The organism is Pedococcus sp. P2_F6, from assembly GCF_056403675.1.
Map to the genome: position 1 here is coordinate 75688 of NZ_JBFUEZ010000002.1, position 18552 is coordinate 94239.

Annotated in this window: 14 protein-coding genes; 3 read left to right on the top strand and 11 right to left on the bottom strand. The window is 67.3% G+C overall.

Annotated elements, in window-relative coordinates:
• Positions 1–30: 30 nt before the first annotated feature.
• The 4 genes from rplW to rpsJ are packed head-to-tail and all read right to left on the bottom strand — an operon-like array spanning position 31 to position 2372.
• The gene (gene rplW / locus AC1DWP_RS05790) at positions 31–342 is read right to left on the bottom strand and encodes a 50S ribosomal protein L23 (protein WP_477613514.1); all 312 of its coding nucleotides are present in this window, start codon (positions 340–342) and stop codon (positions 31–33) included.
• Positions 339–1391 (bottom strand): 50S ribosomal protein L4, sunset domain variant, encoded by a 1053-nt coding sequence (gene rplD, locus AC1DWP_RS05795; RefSeq protein ID WP_477613515.1) that lies wholly within the window; start codon positions 1389–1391, stop codon positions 339–341. The genes rplW and rplD overlap by 4 nt, the downstream gene beginning before the upstream one ends.
• 5 nt (positions 1392–1396) lie before the next feature.
• Positions 1397–2053 carry a 50S ribosomal protein L3 gene (gene rplC / locus AC1DWP_RS05800; RefSeq protein ID WP_477613516.1) on the bottom strand — a complete coding sequence of 219 codons (657 nt, stop codon included), beginning with the start codon at positions 2051–2053 and terminating at the stop codon, positions 1397–1399.
• Positions 2054–2063: 10 nt separating this feature from the next.
• A complete protein-coding gene (gene rpsJ / locus AC1DWP_RS05805; protein WP_009775966.1) occupies positions 2064–2372 on the bottom strand; it encodes a 30S ribosomal protein S10 in 309 nt (102 codons plus the stop codon).
• A 279-nt stretch (positions 2373–2651) separates the two neighbouring features.
• Here rpsJ and AC1DWP_RS05810 point away from each other — a divergent pair, with 279 nt between their 5' ends.
• The 3 genes from AC1DWP_RS05810 to AC1DWP_RS05820 are packed head-to-tail and all read left to right on the top strand — an operon-like array spanning position 2652 to position 4659.
• The gene (locus tag AC1DWP_RS05810) at positions 2652–2798 is read left to right on the top strand and encodes a hypothetical protein (protein WP_477613517.1); all 147 of its coding nucleotides are present in this window, start codon (positions 2652–2654) and stop codon (positions 2796–2798) included.
• Positions 2795–4102: an alpha-hydroxy-acid oxidizing protein gene (locus AC1DWP_RS05815; RefSeq protein ID WP_477613518.1), complete on the top strand. Its 1308-nt coding sequence runs from the start codon at positions 2795–2797 to the stop codon at positions 4100–4102. The genes AC1DWP_RS05810 and AC1DWP_RS05815 overlap by 4 nt, the downstream gene beginning before the upstream one ends.
• Positions 4102–4659: a GNAT family N-acetyltransferase gene (locus AC1DWP_RS05820; protein ID WP_477613519.1), complete on the top strand. Its 558-nt coding sequence runs from the start codon at positions 4102–4104 to the stop codon at positions 4657–4659. Before AC1DWP_RS05815 ends, AC1DWP_RS05820 begins: the two co-directional genes overlap by 1 nt.
• A gap of 350 nt (positions 4660–5009) precedes the next feature.
• Here the strand turns inward: AC1DWP_RS05820 and tuf are convergent, their stop codons facing one another.
• From tuf to AC1DWP_RS05855, 7 genes are all read right to left on the bottom strand, one after another.
• A complete protein-coding gene (tuf, locus tag AC1DWP_RS05825; RefSeq protein ID WP_477613520.1) occupies positions 5010–6206 on the bottom strand; it encodes an elongation factor Tu in 1197 nt (398 codons plus the stop codon).
• Between the two features lie 123 nt (positions 6207–6329).
• Positions 6330–8447 (bottom strand): elongation factor G, encoded by a 2118-nt coding sequence (fusA, locus tag AC1DWP_RS05830; RefSeq protein ID WP_477613521.1) that lies wholly within the window; start codon positions 8445–8447, stop codon positions 6330–6332.
• A gap of 120 nt (positions 8448–8567) precedes the next feature.
• Positions 8568–9038 (bottom strand): 30S ribosomal protein S7, encoded by a 471-nt coding sequence (rpsG, locus tag AC1DWP_RS05835; RefSeq protein ID WP_056915473.1) that lies wholly within the window; start codon positions 9036–9038, stop codon positions 8568–8570.
• Entirely contained in the window at positions 9038–9412 is a 375-nt protein-coding gene (rpsL, locus tag AC1DWP_RS05840) for a 30S ribosomal protein S12 (RefSeq protein WP_056883290.1), read from the bottom strand. Before rpsL ends, rpsG begins: the two co-directional genes overlap by 1 nt.
• Positions 9413–9978: 566 nt before the next feature.
• Complete coding sequence (locus tag AC1DWP_RS05845; protein WP_477613522.1) at positions 9979–13857, bottom strand: DNA-directed RNA polymerase subunit beta'; 3879 nt, start codon at positions 13855–13857, stop codon at positions 9979–9981.
• A gap of 105 nt (positions 13858–13962) precedes the next feature.
• Entirely contained in the window at positions 13963–17439 is a 3477-nt protein-coding gene (rpoB, locus tag AC1DWP_RS05850) for a DNA-directed RNA polymerase subunit beta (RefSeq protein WP_477613523.1), read from the bottom strand.
• 446 nt (positions 17440–17885) lie between these two features.
• Positions 17886–18545: a hypothetical protein gene (locus tag AC1DWP_RS05855; RefSeq protein ID WP_477613524.1), complete on the bottom strand. Its 660-nt coding sequence runs from the start codon at positions 18543–18545 to the stop codon at positions 17886–17888.
• Positions 18546–18552: the final 7 nt, after the last annotated feature.

Sequence of the window (18552 nt, forward strand, 5' to 3'; positions counted from 1 at the left end):
GTAATCCCTTACGTCTCTTCAGCGATTCCGTCAGGCGCCGGCACCGAAGATGTCGATCGAGCCCTCGCGGAGGGTGACGATCGCACGCTTGGTGTCCTTGCGCTTGCCGAGGCCGAACCGGGTGCGGCGGGTCTTGCCGACACGGTTGAGGGTGTGGACGGAGTCAACCTTGACGTTGAAGACGCGCTCGACGGCGATCTTGATCTCCGTCTTGTTCGCCCGCGGGTCGACGATGAAGGTGTACTTGCCCTGGTCGAGCAGCGAGTACGACTTCTCGGAAACGACCGGCGCGATCAGGATGTCGCGGGGGTCCTTGCCGTACAGAGCAGACTGGGTGCTCACTTGGTCTCCTCCTCAGCCACGTCAGTGGTCTCCTGGGCAGCAGCGCCACCGGCGGGGACGAAACCTGCAGCCGCGGCGGCATCCGCAGTGCGGAACCAGACCTCGGCGACGGTCGCGTCGTACCAGCGGGAGCCGGGGACGTGGAACTTCATCGAGTCCTTGTTGCCCTTGACCTCGAAGCCCTCCGGCGCGGAGCCGTCCTCGAGGGCGACAGCCGAGTCGGCGCCGTAGCCACCGTCGGTGTCCTCGGGAGCGTCCACCAGCGTCGCGGCCTTCTCGGCCTTGGCGGGCTTCTCGGCCTTGGCGGGCTTGTCGGCCTTGGCCGGCTTCTCCGCCTTGGCAGGCTTGTCCGCCTTGGCCTCGGACTTCTCGGTCTTGGCAGCCTTGGCCGGCTTGTCGGCCTTGGCAGGTGCGTCGTCGACGATCTCGACCTCGATGACGCCGCCGACCGGCTGCGCCTTGGAGACGAACGCCTCCAGGGCAGCGGTGGTGAAGACGACATCGTCCGCGCACAGCACGTCGTACGTGTTGAGCTGGTCGGCGGCGAGCACGTGCACGCCGTCGAGGTTGCGGACCGACTTCAGCGACACGACATCGCTGCGGTCGAGCACGACGAGCAGGTTGGGACGGTCGGTCAGGCCGGCGAGCAGCGCGAGCGCGTCCTTGGTGGACGGCGCAGTGCCGGTCACGAGGGACTCGACGACGTGCACCCGGTCGTTGCGGGCCCGGTCGGAGAGGGCACCGCGCAGGGCGGCGGCCTTCATCTTCTTGGGGGTCCGCTGGGCGTAGTCACGCGGCTGCGGGCCGTGGACGACGCCACCGCCTGCGAACTGCGGGGCGCGGGTCGAGCCCTGACGGGCGCGGCCGGTGCCCTTCTGGCGGTAGGGCTTGCGGCCACCACCGCGGACTTCGCCGCGGGTCTTGGTGGAGTGCGTGCCCTGACGCGCGGCGGCCAGCTGGGCCACGACGACCTGGTGGATCAGCGGAACGTTGACCTGGACGTCGAAGATCTCGGCGGGCAGGTCAGCAGCGACGGTCTTGGTTGCCATCTGGCTCAGGCTCCCTTCGCGGCCGTGCGGACGAGGACGGTGCCGTTGCGGGGGCCGGGAACGGCACCCTTGATCAGCAGCAGGCCCCGCTCCACGTCCACGGCGTGGATCGTGAGGTTCTGGGTGGTCTGGCGCTCGCCGCCCATCCGGCCGGCCATGCGCATGCCCTTGAACACGCGACCCGGGGTGGCGCAGCCACCGATCGAGCCAGGCTTGCGGTGGTTCTTGTGGGAACCGTGGGAGGAGCTGACGCCGTGGAAGCCGTGACGCTTCATGACGCCGGCAAAGCCCTTGCCCTTGGTGGTCCCGGTGACGTCGATCGCCTGGCCGGCCTCGAAGGTCTCGACCGTGACTTCCTGGCCGAGCGTGTACTCGGCGGCGTCAGCGGTACGGAGCTCCACGAGGTGGCGACGCGGGGTCACGCCGGCCTTCTCGAAGTGCCCGGTCAGGGGCTTGGTCACCTTGCGGGGGTCGATGGCGCCGAACGCGATCTGGACGGCGTCGTAGCCGTCCTTCGCAGCGGCGCGGACCTGCGTGACGACGCAGGGGCCCGCTTCGATGACGGTGACGGGGATGAGCCGGTTGTCGGCATCCCACACCTGGGTCATACCGAGCTTCTTGCCCAGTACGCCCTTCACGGTCTTGGTAGCAGTGGTGGTCATTTCGCCAGCCTCAGAGCTTGATCTCGATGTTGACGTCTGCCGGCAGGTCGAGACGCATCAGCGAGTCGACGGCCTTCGGCGTCGGGTCGATGATGTCGATCAAGCGCTTGTGGGTGCGCATCTCGAAGTGCTCGCGGCTGTCCTTGTACTTGTGGGGCGAACGGATGACCACGAAGACGTTCTTCTCCGTGGGCAGCGGCACAGGGCCGACTACCGTCGCGCCAGCACGGGTCACCGTGTCGACAATCTTGCGCGCCGAGTTGTCGATGACCTCGTGGTCATACGACTTCAAGCGGATGCGGATCTTCTGTCCCGCCATCTCCGTTACGTCTCTCTCTCGCCGAACATCTAGCTTGGCCGGCTCTTGGCCATCTCCGACCCCCGCGGTCGGGTGTGTCGCACCCGCTTCGCGGCCGGACGACACGCGTTTTCACGCAGTCGTGCGGTTCGGATTGACCGGCAGAGCCGGGGCTTGCGCTTCCCTGGAGTGTCGCCCCGCGCATCAATGCACGGTTCGAGGTGTGTCACCGGGGGTGGCGGCGTCGACATGGGTCAACGGCGCGCGTCAAGCAACCGGTCCAGTGTGCCAGAGGCGACGGTGACCTACCAAATCGAGGCCGGGCCACGCGGCATACCCGCTCCGATGGCGCGTCGCGCCGCTCTGCCCCCTCCCGGGTATGCCGGGTGCTCACCGGTGTCGTTCACCCCCAGCGGGGTGGTCCCGCTGGCAGGATCGGGGCCATGACGACGCCGCCCGAAGGTCCAGGCAGGGCCAGGCAGGGCCTGATCTACCGCGCGGGAGTGCTGGGCCACCGCCCCACGGTGCCGACCGACTTCGCCGAGCTCGAGCGACGTGCGGCAGCGACGATGTCACCACGGGCCTGGGCCTATGTCGCGGGCGGGGCGGGCGAGGGCGCGACCATGCGGGCGAACCGCGCCGCCTTCGAGCGCGTCCGGATCGTGCCCCGCCTGCTGCCCGGCAACGCCCAGCGCGACCTGTCCACCGAGATCCTCGGCCGACGGCTTCCCGCACCGGTGCTGCTCGCCCCCGTGGGTGCGGCCGGGTTGGTCCACCGCGACAGCGACCTCGAGATCGGCTCGGCGGCGGCTGAGCTCGGCCTGCCGTACATCCTGTCCAACCAGGGGTGTTCCCCGATGGAGGACGTCGCGGCAGCCATGGGGTCGGCGCCGCGATGGTTCCAGCTCTACTGGTCCACCGACGAACCGCTCGTCGACAGCTTCCTCGCCCGCGCCGCCGCGAGCGGCGCCGAGGCGATCGTGGTCACCCTCGACACGACGATGCTGGGGTGGCGCCCCCAGGACCTGAACCTCGGGTCCCTGCCGTTCTCCCAGGGCATCGGCATCGCGCAGTACACCTCCGACCCGCGCTTCCAGCAGGTGGTCCGCGACCGGATCGCGGCGAAGGCGGCCGCGGCTGAGGCAGCCGTGCGCGCCAAGGACGACGTCAAGGTGACGGTGGGCGCGCTCCGGTCGCTGTTGTCGATCAGCCGCGAGCACCCCGGCGACCTGCGGGCCAACCTCCGCTCCCCCACGCCCCGGGCTGCGGTCGAGACGTTCCTCGACATCTACTCGAACCCCGGGCTCACCTGGGAGCAGCTCGCCACCCTGCGCGACCGCACGGACCTCCCGTTCCTGGTCAAGGGTGTCCTGCACCCTGACGACGCGACACGGGCCGTGGAAGCGGGTGCCAGCGGGGTCGTGGTCAGCAACCACGGCGGACGGCAGGTCGACGGCGCGATCGCCTCCCTCGACGCCCTGCCGTCGGTGCGCGCAGCCCTCGGACCCGACCTCGCGGTGATCCTGGACAGCGGTGTCCGCACCGGCAGCGACGTCGTCAAGGCCATCGCGCTGGGCGCCGACGCCGTCGCGATCGGCCGGCCCTACCTCTACGGCCTGGCCCTCGGTGGGCGGGACGGTGTCAGGGACGTGCTGGCCAACATCGTGGCCGAGCTGGACCTGACGATGGGGCTGTCGGGTGTCGGCTCGGTGGCGCAGATCGGACCCGAGCTGTTGCAGACGCCCTCCTGATGTCCAGGCCGCACCTGACGACGCCGCGGCTCCAGCTGCGTCCACTGAAGGCGGACGACAGCGACCTGCTGGTCGAGCTCGACGGCGACCCCGACGTGATGGAGTTCCTGACCGGGAGGGCCACCGGGCCACAGGAGGTCATCGAGGTCTGGATGCCGCACCGCACCGAACCCGCGCACGACGCGCTGGGGCTGGGCTACTGGTCCGCCTTCGAGGACGAGGAGTTCGTCGGGTGGTTCTGCCTCACCCCGGACGACGGGTTGACGAGCGAGGCTGCCGAGCTGGGCTACCGGCTGCGCAGGCGAGCCTGGGGGCGAGGGCTGGCCACCGAGGGCGCCACCCGCTTGATGGAGCACGGCTTCGTCACCGTCGGGCTCGACCGGATCTGGGCCGAGACGATGGCAGTGAACGTCCGCTCCCGGGCGGTCCTCGAACGGCTCGGCCTGCGCCACGTCCGCACCGACATCAGGGAATGGGACGAGCCGCTGCCCGGTGCCGAGCTGGGCGAGGTCGTCTACGAGCTGACCGCCGCCGAGTTCGCAGCGGCCCACGGCTGACCCCCGCCCACCTGTTGCCGGCTGGTGGTCACCAACCCCGGAAATCGCCGCCCCGTGACGACCTGGCGGCAACACGTCGCAAGACGCCCCCACCTGTTGCCGGCTGGTCGTCACCAAACCCCGGAGATCGCCACTCCGTGACGACCTGGCGGCAACACGTCGCCAGAGGCCCCCACCTGTTGCCGGCTCGTGGTCACCAACACCCGGGAATCGCCACCCCGTGACGACCTGGCGGCAACACGTCGCAGGCCCGCGCGGCATACGGGACAGCGAAGGGCCCCGCAGCCGAAGCTGCGGGGCCCTCCTGTGGTGCTGGTGCGTCAGATCACCGGTGGCGAAGTCGCCGAGTGTTACTTGGTGATCTTGGTGACGCGGCCGGCGCCGACGGTACGGCCGCCCTCGCGAATGGCGAAGCGCAGGCCCTCCTCCATGGCGATCGGCTGGATGAGCTCGACGTTCATCTCCGTGTTGTCACCGGGCATGACCATCTCGGTGCCCTCGGGGAGGTGCACGACGCCGGTCACGTCGGTGGTGCGGAAGTAGAACTGCGGGCGGTAGTTGTCGTAGAACGGCGTGTGACGGCCGCCCTCATCCTTGGACAGGATGTAGACGTTGGCCTCGAAGTCCGTGTGCGGGGTGATCGAGCCCGGCTTGACGATGACCTGGCCGCGCTCGACGTCCTCGCGCTTGGTGCCACGAAGAAGCAGGCCGACGTTCTCGCCCGCACGACCCTCGTCGAGCAGCTTGCGGAACATCTCGATGCCGGTGACCGTGGTCTTGGCCGGCGGGCCGGGGTGGATGCCGACGATCTCGACCTCAGCGTTGACGTTGAGGATGCCGCGCTCGATACGACCGGTGACGACGGTGCCACGACCGGTGATCGTGAACACGTCCTCGACGGGCATGAGGAACGGCTTGTCGACGTCACGCTCGGGGATCGGGATGTGGTTGTCCACGGCGTCCATGAGCTCCAGGACGGAGTTGCCCCACTCGGCGTCGCCCTCGAGCGCCTTGAGCGCCGAGACCTTGACGACCGGCAGGTCGTCGCCCGGGAACTCGTAGTCGGACAGCAGCTCGCGGACCTCCATCTCGACGAGCTCGAGGATCTCCTCGTCGTCGACCATGTCGGCCTTGTTGAGCGCCACGACGATGTAGGGAACGCCGACCTGGCGGGCCAGGAGGACGTGCTCCTTCGTCTGCGGCATCGGGCCGTCGGTCGCCGCAACCACGAGGATCGCACCGTCCATCTGCGCCGCACCCGTGATCATGTTCTTCACGTAGTCAGCGTGACCGGGGCAGTCGACGTGGGCGTAGTGACGGCTCTCCGTCTGGTACTCGATGTGCGCGATCGAGATCGTGATACCGCGCTGCTTCTCTTCGGGTGCCTTGTCGATGTCGTCGAACGCGAACTGCGGGTTCAGGTCCGGGTACTTGTCGTGCAGGACCTTGGAAATCGCAGCCGTCAGCGTCGTCTTACCGTGGTCGATGTGACCAATGGTGCCGATGTTGACGTGCGGCTTAGTCCGCTCGAACTTTGCCTTCGCCACTTGATGTCCTCCTCAGGACTCTTCTTGGTGAAACGCCTTTTGCCCAGATGGGACGTGGCGCGGATTGGGGGTTGTGGAGCTCTGGTGGTTCGTTGCGTGGAGTGCGACCGGTAATGCTACCGGTCACTCACCACGCGTCTTCTTGATGATCTCCTCGGCAACAGCCTTGGGGACCTCGGCGTAGGAGTCAAACTCCATCGAGTAGTTCGCCCGACCCTGGGTCTTGGACCGCAGGTCACCGACGTAGCCGAACATCTCCGACAGGGGGACCAGGCCGCGGACGACCTTGGCACCACTGATGTCCTCCATGGCCTGGATCTGGCCACGGCGGGAGTTGATGTCACCGATGACGTCGCCCATGTAGTCCTCGGGCGTACGCACCTCGACGGCCATCATCGGCTCGAGGAGCACGGGGTCGGCCTTGCGGACGGCCTCCTTGAGCGCCATGGAACCGGCGATCTTGAACGCCATCTCGGAGGAGTCGACGTCGTGGTAGGCGCCATCGAGCAGCGTCGCCTTGATGCCGACCAGCGGGTAGCCGGCGAGCACGCCGTACTGCATGGCGTCCTGGATGCCGGCGTCGACCGACGGGATGTACTCGCGCGGAACGCGGCCACCGGTGACCTTGTTCACGAACTCGTACATCTCGCCCGACTCGGCGGTGTCGAGGGGCTCGATGCTGATCTGGATCTTGGCGAACTGGCCGGAGCCACCCGTCTGCTTCTTGTGGGTGAAGTCGAGCTTCTCCACGGTGCGACGGATCGTCTCGCGGTAGGCCACCTGCGGCTTGCCGACGTTGGCCTCGACCTTGAACTCGCGCTTCATGCGGTCCACGAGGATGTCCAGGTGGAGCTCGCCCATGCCGGCGATGATCGTCTGGCCGGTCTCCTCGTCGTGGTGGACCTGGAAGGTCGGGTCCTCGGCGGAGAGCTTCTGGATGGCCGTGGAGAGCTTCTCCTGGTCACCCTTGGTCTTGGGCTCGATGGCCACCTGGATGACCGGGTCCGGGAACGTCATCGACTCGAGCACGATCTGCTCATTCGGGTCGCTCAACGTGTCACCGGTGGTGGTGTCCTTGAGGCCGATCGCCGCGTAGATGTGACCCGCGAGGGCCTCCTCCACGGGGTTCTCCTTGTTGGCGTGCATCTGGAAGAGCTTGCCGATGCGCTCCTTGCGGCCCTTGGTCGTGTTGACGACCGCGGAGCCGGCGGAGATCTGGCCGGAGTAGACCCGGATGAAGGTCAGCGTGCCGAAGAACGGGTGCGTGGCGACCTTGAACGCCAGCGCCGAGAACGGCTCGCTCGTGTCGGGCTTGCGCGTCATCTCGATCTCCTCGTGGTTCGGCTTGTGGCCGACCATCGGGGGGACGTCGAGCGGCGAAGGCAGGTAGTCGACGACGGCGTCGAGCATCGGCTGCACACCGCGGTTCTTGAAGGCAGAGCCGCACAGGATCGGGTAGAGCTCGGAGTTGACCGTGAGCTTGCGGATGGCGCCCTTGATCTCCTCGGGCGTCAGCTCCTCGCCACCGAGGTACTTCTCCATGAGGACGTCGTCGGACTCGGCAACGCGCTCGACGAGGGCGTGGCGGTACTCCTCGACCTTCTCGAGCATGTCGGCCGGGATCTCCTGGATCTCGTACTTGGCACCCATGGTGACGTCACCCTTGGAGTCACCGGGCCACACGAGGGCACGACGGTAGATGAGGTCGACGACGCCGACGAACTCGCTCTCGGAGCCGATCGGCAGCTGGAGCACGAGGGGCTCCGCGCCGAGGCGGTCCTTGATGGTGTCGACGGTGAAGTAGAAGTCCGCGCCGAGCTTGTCCATCTTGTTGACGAACGCGATGCGGGGGACGTCGTACTTGTCGGCCTGACGCCACACGGTCTCGGACTGGGGCTCGACGCCCTCCTTGCCGTCGAACACGGCGACGGCACCGTCGAGGACGCGCAGCGAGCGCTCCACCTCGACCGTGAAGTCCACGTGACCGGGGGTGTCGATGATGTTGATCTGGGTGCCCTCCCAGAAGGAGGTCACGGCGGCAGACGTGATCGTGATGCCGCGCTCCTTCTCCTGCTCCATCCAGTCGGTCGTCGACGCACCGTCGTGGGTCTCACCGATCTTGTGGTTGACACCGGTGTAGAAGAGGATGCGCTCAGTCGTCGTCGTCTTGCCGGCGTCGATGTGCGCCATGATCCCGATGTTGCGGACCTTGGTCAGGTCCGTCAGGACGTCGAGTGCCAATGTGATCGTCTCATCTCGCTCGTTAGAAAAAGTTCGTTGTGGTGCGTGGGGGCGGGGCCTCGACCACGCACCTCCGGTATGCCGCGGGCGTGTGTTGCGCCCGCGGCATACCGGACGCTGTTACCAGCGGTAGTGCGCGAAGGCCTTGTTGGACTCGGCCATCTTGTGGGTGTCCTCACGACGCTTCACCGCGGCACCGAGGCCGTTGGACGCGTCGAGGATCTCGTTCATGAGGCGCTCGGTCATGGTCTTCTCACGACGCTGACGCGAGTAGCCGACCATCCAGCGCAGGGCCAGGGTGGTCGCGCGGTTGGGCTTGACCTCGATCGGCACCTGGTAGGTGGCGCCACCGACACGGCGGGACTTGACCTCGAGCGTCGGACGGATGTTGTCCAGCGCGCGCTTGAGGGTCACGACGGGGTCGGAGCCGGTCTTCTCCTTGACGCCCTCGAGGGCGCCGTAGACGATCGTCTCGGCGATGGACTTCTTGCCATCGAGGAGGATCTTGTTGACCAGCTGGGTCACCAACGGGGAGTTGTGGACCGGGTCGACGACGAGGGGGCGCTTGGGCGCGGGTCCCTTGCGAGGCATTACTTCTTCTCCATCTTCGCGCCGTAACGGGAGCGGGCCTGCTTGCGGTTCTTGACACCCTGGGTGTCGAGCGAGCCGCGGACGATCTTGTAACGCACGCCGGGGAGGTCCTTCACACGACCACCACGCACGAGCACGATCGAGTGCTCCTGCAGGTTGTGGCCGACGCCCGGGATGTAGGCCGTGACCTCGATGCCGCTGGTGAGGCGCACGCGGGCGACCTTCCGCAGGGCAGAGTTCGGCTTCTTGGGGGTGGTGGTGTACACACGCGTGCACACACCACGGCGCTGGGGCGAGCCCTTGAGGGCAGGAGTCTTGGTCTTGGTGACCTTGTCCTGACGCCCCTTGCGCACAAGCTGGTTGATCGTAGGCAACCTGTTCTCCGTACGTAGTTGATGTTCTGTGTCGTCGGGCTGCGTCTCGCAACCCTCGGGCACTCCTTGGTGTGGTGCCTCGCCCGACCCCCGCACTCGGGTGTGTCGTGCTTGGCGCTCTCCCCTGCACCCTCCACGCGCGACCCAGTGCGGATCGATTGCGGAGTGCCCGGCGAGAGGGGTGCTGGTCCAGCGGCCGACATCTTGCTGTCTGGTCGGCACCGACTCCAGCGCATGACTGAGGCAGACCTCAGACACAGTGTTCAAAGATACCGCCTGCGTGGTGGCGGTCCAAATCGGTTACACCAAGCGCCGCCGGCCCGACGTGCTGCGACTTGGTGCGGGCAGATCGTCACCGGACCCCCGAATCGCCGCCTCGGTGACCACCAGCCGGCACCAAGTCGCCGAGGTGCCGACTTGGTGCGCGCAGATCGTCACGGGACCACCGAATCGCCGGCTCGGTGACCACCAGCGGGCAACAAGTCGCGCACCGACAATGCGAAAGGGCGGGTATGCCGCGTGGTGACCACGCGGCATACCCGCCCTCAGCGGGCGGAGCCGGAGGCTCAGTCCAGGCCGAGCTCGGCGTCGTCGAGGCGGATGGCCTCGCCGGAGCCGGGACCGAACACCGGGTAGTCGTACTCGTAGCTGGGCATCGAGTACATCGCAGCCTTGGCCTCTTCCGTGGCCTCGACCTTGACGTTCCGGTAGCGCGGGAGACCCGTGCCGGCCGGGATGAGCTTTCCGAGGATGACGTTCTCCTTCAGACCCAGCAACGGGTCCGACTTGGCGTTCATCGCGGCCTCGGTCAGCACGCGGGTCGTCTCCTGGAAGGAGGCGGCCGAGAGCCAGGAGTCCGTGGCCAGCGACGCCTTGGTGATACCCATGAGCTCGGGGCGACCCGAGGCCGGGCGGCCACCTTCGGCGACGACGCGACGGTTCTCGGTCTCGAACCGACCACGCTCGGCCAGCTCACCGGGGAGCAGGTCGGCATCGGCGGACTCGATGATCGTGATCCGGCGCAGCATCTGGCGGACGATGACCTCGATGTGCTTGTCGTGGATCGACACACCCTGCTGGCGGTAGACGTGCTGCACCTCGTCGACGAGGTGCATCTGGACCGCCCGCGGGCCGAGGATGCGAAGGACCTGCTTGGGGTCGATCGAACCCTGCGTCATGCGGTGGCCGACCTCGACATGGTCGCCGTCGGCGATCAGCAGACGCGCGCGCTTGCTCACCGGGTAGGCGTGCTCCTCGGAGCCGTCGTCCGGGGTGAGCATGATGCGACGGGTCTTGTCGGTGTCCTCGATGCTGACCCGACCGGACGCCTCGGCGATCGGGGCCACACCCTTGGGGGTGCGGGCCTCGAACAGCTCGACGACACGGGGCAGACCCTGCGTGATGTCGTCACCAGCCACACCACCGGTGTGGAAGGTACGCATCGTCAGCTGGGTGCCGGGCTCACCGATGGACTGGGCCGCGATGATGCCGACGGCCTCGCCGATGTCCACGAGCTTGCCGGTCGCGAGTGACCGGCCGTAGCAGGCGGCGCAGGTGCCGACGTGGGACTCACAGGTGAGCACCGACCGGACCTTGACCTGCTCGACGCCGGCGGCGACGAGCGCGTCGATGACGACGTCACCGAGGTCGATACCGGCCTCGGCCAGGACGGAACCGTCCTTCTCGACGTCGGCGGCGAGCGTGCGGGCGTAGACCGAGGTCTCCACGTCGTCGTGCTCGACCAGGGCGCCGGAGGTGGTCTTCTGCGCGATCGGCATGGTCAGGCCACGCTCGGTCCCACAGTCGTCCTCGCGGATGATGACGTCCTGCGAGACGTCCACCAGGCGACGGGTCAGGTAACCCGAGTCGGCGGTACGAAGCGCGGTGTCGGCAAGACCCTTACGGGAACCGTGCGTGGAGATGAAGAACTCGAGCACGGACAGGCCCTCGCGGAAGTTCGCGCGGATCGGTCGCGGGATGATGTCGCCCTTCGGGTTGGACACCAGACCACGCATACCGGCGATCTGCCGCAGCTGCATCCAGTTACCACGCGCACCCGAGGACACCATCTTGTAGATGGTGTTGGTCTTCGGGAGGTTGGCCTCCATCTCCTTGGCGACCTCGTTGGTGGCCTGGGTCCAGATCTCGATGAGCTCCTGACGGCGCTCGTCGTCCGTGATCAGACCACGCTCGTACTGCACCTGGACCTTGGTGGCCTTGACCTCGTAGCCCTCGAGGATCTCGAGCTTGCGCGGCGGGGTCACGACGTCGGAGATGGCCACCGTGGTGCCCGAGCGGGTCGCCCAGTGGAAGCCGTACTCCTTGAGCGCGTCGAGGCTCGCAGCGACCTGCACCTTGGTGTAGCGCTCGGCCAGGTCGTTGACGATGGTCGACAGACGCTTCTTGTCGACGACCGCGTCCACGAACGGGTAGTCCACCGGCAGCGTCTGGTTGAACAGCGCGCGACCGAGGCTGGTCTCGATGGTGAGCGAGGCCACCTGGCCCTGCTCGTTGACCTCGGTGCCCTCGGCGAGCTCCGTGCCCGGGATCGGGACGACGTCGAGCAGGCGGATCTTGACGATGCTGCCGAGCTCGAGCTCGCCGGCGTCGAACGCCATGCGGGCCTCGGAGACCGACGAGAACGCGCGGCCGGAGCCCTTGCCGTTCTCCACCTCGGACGTGAGGTGGTAGAGCCCGATGATCATGTCCTGGGTGGGCATGGTCACCGGACGGCCGTCGGCCGGCTTGAGGATGTTGTTGCTCGAGAGCATGAGGATGCGGGCCTCGGCCTGCGCCTCGGTGCTCAGGGGCACGTGCACAGCCATCTGGTCACCGTCGAAGTCGGCGTTGAAGGCCGAGCAGACGAGCGGGTGGATCTGGATGGCCTTGCCCTCGACGAGCTGAGGCTCGAAGGCCTGGATGCCGAGGCGGTGCAGGGTGGGCGCGCGGTTGAGGAGCACGGGGTGCTCCGTGATGACCTCTTCGAGGACGTCCCACACGACCGGACGGGCGCGCTCGACCATGCGCTTGGCCGACTTGATGTTCTGCGCGTGGTCGAGGTCGACCAGGCGCTTCATCACGAACGGCTTGAACAGCTCGAGGGCCATCTGCTTGGGCAGACCGCACTGGTGCAGCTTGAGCTGCGGGCCGACGACGATGACCGAACGGCCGGAGTAGTCGACGCGCTTGCCGAGCAGGTTCTGGCGGAACCGGCCCTGCTTGCCCTTGAGCATGTCGGACAGCGACTTGAGCGGACGGTTGCCGGGACCCGTGACCGGGCGACCACGACGGCCGTTGTCGAAGAGGCTGTCGACAGCCTCCTGGAGCATCCGCTTCTCGTTGTTGACGATGATCTCCGGCGCACCGAGGTCGAGCAGACGCTTGAGCCGGTTGTTGCGGTTGATCACGCGACGGTAGAGGTCGTTGAGGTCGGAGGTCGCGAAGCGGCCACCGTCGAGCTGCACCATCGGGCGCAGGTCCGGCGGGATGACCGGGACGGCGTCCAGGACCATGCCGGACGGCTTGTTCGTCGTGGCCTGGAAGGCGGTGACGACCTTGAGCCGCTTGAGGGCACGGGTCTTCTTCTGGCCCTTGCCGGTGGCGATGATCTCGCGTAGCAGCTCGGACTCGGCCTGGAGGTCGAAGTCCTGCAGGCGCTTCTGGATCGCGGCGGCGCCCATGCCACCCTCGAAGTACAGACCGAAGCGGTCACGCATCTCGCGGTAGAGGATCTCGTCGCCCTCGAGGTCCTGGACCTTGAGGTTCTTGAACCGGTCCCAGACCTGCTCGATGCGCTCGATCTGCATGTCGGCGCGCTTGCGGATCTGGTTCATCTCGCGCTCGGCGGACTCGCGCACCTTGCGGCGGGCGTCAGCCTTGGCACCCTCGGCCTCGAGCTCGGCGATGTCGGACTCGAGCCGCTTGGCCCGGGTGTCGACCTCGGAGTCACGCTTGTTCTCGTACTCCTTCTTCTCCACCTCGATCTGGGCCTCGAGCGAGGGCAGGTCCTTGTGGCGCTGCTCCTCGTCGACCGAGGTGATCATGTAGGCCGCGAAGTAGATGACCTTCTCGAGGTCCTTCGGGGCGAGGTCGAGCAGGTAGCCCAGGCGCGACGGGACGCCCTTGAAGTACCAGATGTGGGTGACGGGGGCGGCGAGCTCGATGTGGCCCATCCGCTCACGACGCACCTTGGCACGAGTGACCTCGACGCCGCAGCGCTCACAGATGATGCCCTTGAAGCGGACCCGCTTGTACTTGCCGCAGTTGCACTCCCAGTCCCGGGTGGGGCCGAAGATGCGCTCGCAGAACAGGCCCTCCTTCTCAGGCTTGAGGGTGCGGTAGTTGATCGTCTCGGGCTTCTTCACCTCGCCGTGGCTCCACTGACGGATGTCGTCAGCAGTGGCCAGGCCGATGCGCAGTTCGTCAAAGAAGTTGACGTCGAGCACGTGGTTCCTTCTTCCGTGTCTCTAGCTAAAACTCAAAGGGTGGGTCGTGAGGAGGGCTGGTATGCCGCGTGCCCGCCCAGGGCGTCCACGCGGCATACCCGCGCCTTAGACCTCTTCGACCGAACTGGGCTCGCGCCGGGACAGGTCGATGCCGAGCTCCTCCGCCGCGCGGAAGACGTCCTCGTCGGACTCCTTCAGCTCGATGGAGGTGCCCTCGCTGTTGAGCACCTCGACGTTCAGGCACAGCGACTGCATCTCCTTGATGAGCACCTTGAAGGACTCGGGGATGCCGGGCTCCGGGATGTTGTCGCCCTTGACGATCGCCTCGTAGACCTTCACGCGGCCCTGGACGTCGTCGGACTTGATCGTGAGCAGCTCCTGCAGCGCGTAGGCCGCGCCGTAGGCCTCGAGTGCCCACACCTCCATCTCACCGAAGCGCTGGCCACCGAACTGAGCCTTACCACCCAGCGGCTGCTGCGTGATCATGCTGTAGGGGCCGGTGCTGCGGGCGTGGATCTTGTCGTCCACGAGGTGGTGCAGCTTGAGGATGTACATGTAGCCCACGGACACCGGCTCGGGGAACGGCTCGCCGGAGCGACCGTCGAAGAGCCGGGACTTGCCGGAGCCGTCGATGAGCCGCACGTCGTCGCGGGTCTTGGTCGTGGAGTCCAGCAGACCCACGATCTCGTCCTCGCGCACACCGTCGAACACCGGCGAGGCGACACGGGTGCCGGCCGGGGCCGAGCGCGCGTCCTCGGGGATGAGCTTGGCCCAGTCCGGGTTGCCCGCGATCTCCCAACCGCGGGAGGCGGCCCAGCCGAGGTGCAGCTCGAGGATCTGGCCGACGTTCATACGACCGGGGACACCGAGCGGGTTGAGCACGACGTCCACAGGGGTGCCGTCCTCGAGGAACGGCATGTCCTCGACGGGCAGGATCTTGGAGATGACGCCCTTGTTGCCGTGACGGCCGGCGAGCTTGTCTCCATCGGTGATCTTGCGCTTGTTGGCGACGTAGACGCGGACGAGCTGGTTGACGCCCGGGGGCAGGTCGTCGCCTTCGTCCTTGTCGAACACCTTGACGCCGATGACCGTGCCGGTCTCGCCGTGGGGCACCTTGAGCGACGTGTCGCGGACCTCGCGAGCCTTCTCACCGAAGATGGCGCGCAGCAGGCGCTCCTCCGGCGTCAGCTCGGTCTCACCCTTGGGCGTGACCTTGCCGACGAGCAGGTCGCCGTCGCGGACCTCGGCGCCGATGCGGATGATGCCGCGCTCGTCGAGGTCGGCCAGGACCTCCTCGGAGACGTTCGGGATGTCCCGGGTGATCTCCTCGGGGCCGAGCTTGGTGTCGCGGGCGTCGACCTCGTGCTCCTCGATGTGGATCGAGGAGAGGACGTCGTCCTGCACCAGACGCTGGCTGAGGATGATCGCGTCCTCGTAGTTGTGGCCCTCCCACGGCATGAACGCCACGAGCAGGTTGCGGCCCAGGGCCATCTCGCCACCGTCGGTCGCGGGACCGTCGGCGATGACGCCGCCGGCCTCGACCCGGTCGCCCTCGTTGACGACGACGACCTGGTTGTAGGACGTGCCCTGGTTGGAGCGCGCGAACTTGGCGATCCGGTAGGTGCGCGTCGAGCCGTCGTCACCTGCGACGGTGACGAGGTCGGCGGACACCTCGGTGACCACACCAGCGGTCTCGGCCCGGACGACGTCGCCCGAGTCGAGGGCGGCGCGGTACTCCATGCCGGTGCCGACCAGCGGAGCCTCGGACTTGACCAGCGGCACCGCCTGGCGCTGCATGTTGGAACCCATGAGCGCACGGTTGGCGTCGTCGTGCTCGAGGAACGGGATCAGCGCGGTCGCGGCCGACACCATCTGGCGCGGGGAGACGTCCATGTAGTCGACGTCGGCACCGGGGATGTAGTCGATCTCGCCGCCCTTGGTGCGCACCAGGACGCGGTCCTCGGTGAACAGGCCCTCGGCGTTGATGACGGCGTTGGCCTGCGCGATGACGTGGCGGTCCTCCTCGTCGGCGGACAGGTAGTCCACCTTGTCGGTGACCTTGCCCTTGACGACCTTGCGGTAGGGCGTCTCGATGAACCCGAACGGGTTGATCCGACCGTAGGACGCGAGCGAGCCGATCAGGCCGATGTTCGGGCCCTCAGGGGTCTCGATCGGGCACATGCGGCCGTAGTGCGACGGGTGGACGTCACGGACCTCCATGCCGGCGCGGTCGCGGGACAGACCACCCGGGCCGAGGGCCGACAGACGCCGCTTGTGCGTCAGGCCCGCGAGCGGGTTGTTCTGGTCCATGAACTGCGACAGCTGGGAGGTGCCGAAGAACTCCTTGATCGACGCCACCACGGGGCGGATGTTGATCAGGGTCTGCGGGGTGATCGCCTCGACGTCCTGCGTGGTCATGCGCTCGCGGACGACGCGCTCCATGCGGGACAGCCCGGTGCGGACCTGGTTCTGGATGAGCTCGCCCACGTTGCGCAGACGACGGTTGCCGAAGTGGTCGATGTCGTCGACCTCGACCGGCACCTCGTCGCCGTTCTTGCCGGCGAGCGTCGACTCACCGGCGTGCAGCGAGACGATGTACTTGATCGTGGCGACGATGTCGTCGACGGACAGGACCGAGGCGCTGAGCTCGGCGGCGACGCCCAGCTTGCGGTCGATCTTGTAGCGGCCGACCTTGGCCAGGTCGTAGCGCTTGGGGTTGAAGTAGAGGTTGTCCAGCAGGGTCTGGGCAGCCTCGCGGGTCGGCGGTTCGCCCGGGCGCAGCTTGCGGTAGATGTCGAGCAGCGCGTCGTCCTGGCCGGCCGTGTGGTCCTTCTCCAGGGTGAGGCGCATCGACTCGAACTCGCCGAACTCCTCGAGGATGTCGGCCTCGGTCATGCCCAGGGCCTTGAGGAGGACGGTGACCGACTGCTTGCGCTTGCGGTCGACGCGGACGCCCACCATGTCGCGCTTGTCGATCTCGAACTCCAGCCAGGCACCACGGCTCGGGATGACCTTGGCGGTGTAGATGTCCTTGTCGGACGTCTTGTCGGGCGTGCGCTCGAAGTAGACGCCCGGGCTGCGGACCAGCTGGGAGACGACGACACGCTCGGTGCCGTTGATCACGAAGGTGCCGCGCTCGGTCATGAGCGGGAAGTCACCCATGAAGACCGTCTGGCTCTTGATCTCGCCAGTCGTGGTGTTCATGAACTCCGCGGTGACGAACAGGGGCGCGGAGTAGGTCTGGTCGCGCTCCTTGCAGTCCTCGATGGAGTACTTGACCTCCTCGAAGCGGTGGTCGCGGAACGACAGCGACATGGAGCCGCTGAAGTCCTCGATCGGGGAGATCTCTTCGAAGATCTCCTCGAGGCCGGAGCGATCCGGCACATCCCCACGGCCGGCGGCCTTGGCCTCTGCGACACGGGCCTGCCAGCGCTCGTTACCGAGCAGCCAGTCGAAGCTTTCCGTTTGCAGCGCCAGGAGGTCGGGGACCTCGAGGGGTTCGCGGATCTTTGCGAAGGACAGACGGCCTGAAACCGTCCGTGCGGTGGACACAGTCTGAGTCGCGTTGCGCGAGGCAGCCAAGGAGGGGTCCTTCCACGGGCCTTGTCTTAAATCTGATGGTTCGAAACCGGTGCAGCGCTGACCGCCGGTGCCGACCACGCAGGAGACAGGGCCAGGAATTCGTGCCGCAGGGCACGACGAAAGGCTGAGGTCTGAGGCGGGATCGAAGAAAGAGGGCAGCGCAAAGGAAGAGCATACACGAAAGAGGGCAGCCTCGTCCAACCGTGTCCAGCGGGCTCACGCCACGACCGTTGACGGGGGTCAGGCCCGGGCCACAAGCCACGGGCTGATCCGACGCAGACGAGGATGACGCGCGAAACCCCCTACGTCAAGACATTCGCCCCGTGTGGCGCCGAACGACCTGCGGCGACGCACCCGAAGGGGGGATGCATCGCCGCAGGTCAGGAGGATCCGGGAGGCGTCCGGGAGGCGTCGCCGCGCCGGATCTCCGAAGGGGTGGTAGGCCCTTAGAAGGCTTCGACCTTGCTGATCAGCCAGCGGTCGCCGACCTGGGTCATCGTCGCGATGACCCGGTTCTGGTCGACCACGGGGTCCTGCTGGTCGGTGCCGATGCGGGCCTGGTTGACGAACGCCAGCACCTTGACGGTCGTGGGCGAGGAGCTCATCACCCCGACGTCGGACACCTTGGCCTGCACGACGGTCTGGTTCTTGACCGCGAGCGGCTTGATGTCCTTGTCCATGGCGGCTGTGAACTCGCCCTTGAACGACCCGGTGAGCAGGCCCTCGATCTGTGCCGACTGCGCGTCGATGGTCTTGTAGCTGTAGCTGAGCATCTGCTCGATCGAGGTGCGGGCCTGGCTGGCCGCCGCCCGGTTGGTGGCGGCCTGGGCGCCGGCGTCGCGCAGGCTGACGCCCACGACGGTCCCGAGCACGGCCAGCACGGCGACGAGGGCCACGAGCGGAGCGATCCAGCGTCGCCGGCCGTCGGCCGCAGGCCGTGACGACGTCCAGGTATGCCGCGTGGGCAGCTTCGGGAGCCGGGGCCAGCTCCGCGTGGGGCTCGTCTGGTCACCTGCCCCCGGCGCGCCTGCGCCAGGGTCGACGAGGGGCTGCTGGGGGGCGCGTGCCCGGGACCGCTCTCCGGCCACCCGGGGGCGGGCCTTCACCTTGGTA

Coding starts and splice junctions, on each gene's coding strand:
- rplD (WP_477613515.1), bottom strand. CDS start 1,391: ATGGCAACCAAGACCGTCGCTGCTGACCTGCCCGCCGAGATCTTCGAC.
- rplC (WP_477613516.1), bottom strand. CDS start 2,053: ATGACCACCACTGCTACCAAGACCGTGAAGGGCGTACTGGGCAAGAAG.
- rpsJ (WP_009775966.1), bottom strand. CDS start 2,372: ATGGCGGGACAGAAGATCCGCATCCGCTTGAAGTCGTATGACCACGAG.
- AC1DWP_RS05815 (WP_477613518.1), top strand. CDS start 2,795: ATGACGACGCCGCCCGAAGGTCCAGGCAGGGCCAGGCAGGGCCTGATC.
- AC1DWP_RS05820 (WP_477613519.1), top strand. CDS start 4,102: ATGTCCAGGCCGCACCTGACGACGCCGCGGCTCCAGCTGCGTCCACTG.
- rpsG (WP_056915473.1), bottom strand. CDS start 9,038: ATGCCTCGCAAGGGACCCGCGCCCAAGCGCCCCCTCGTCGTCGACCCG.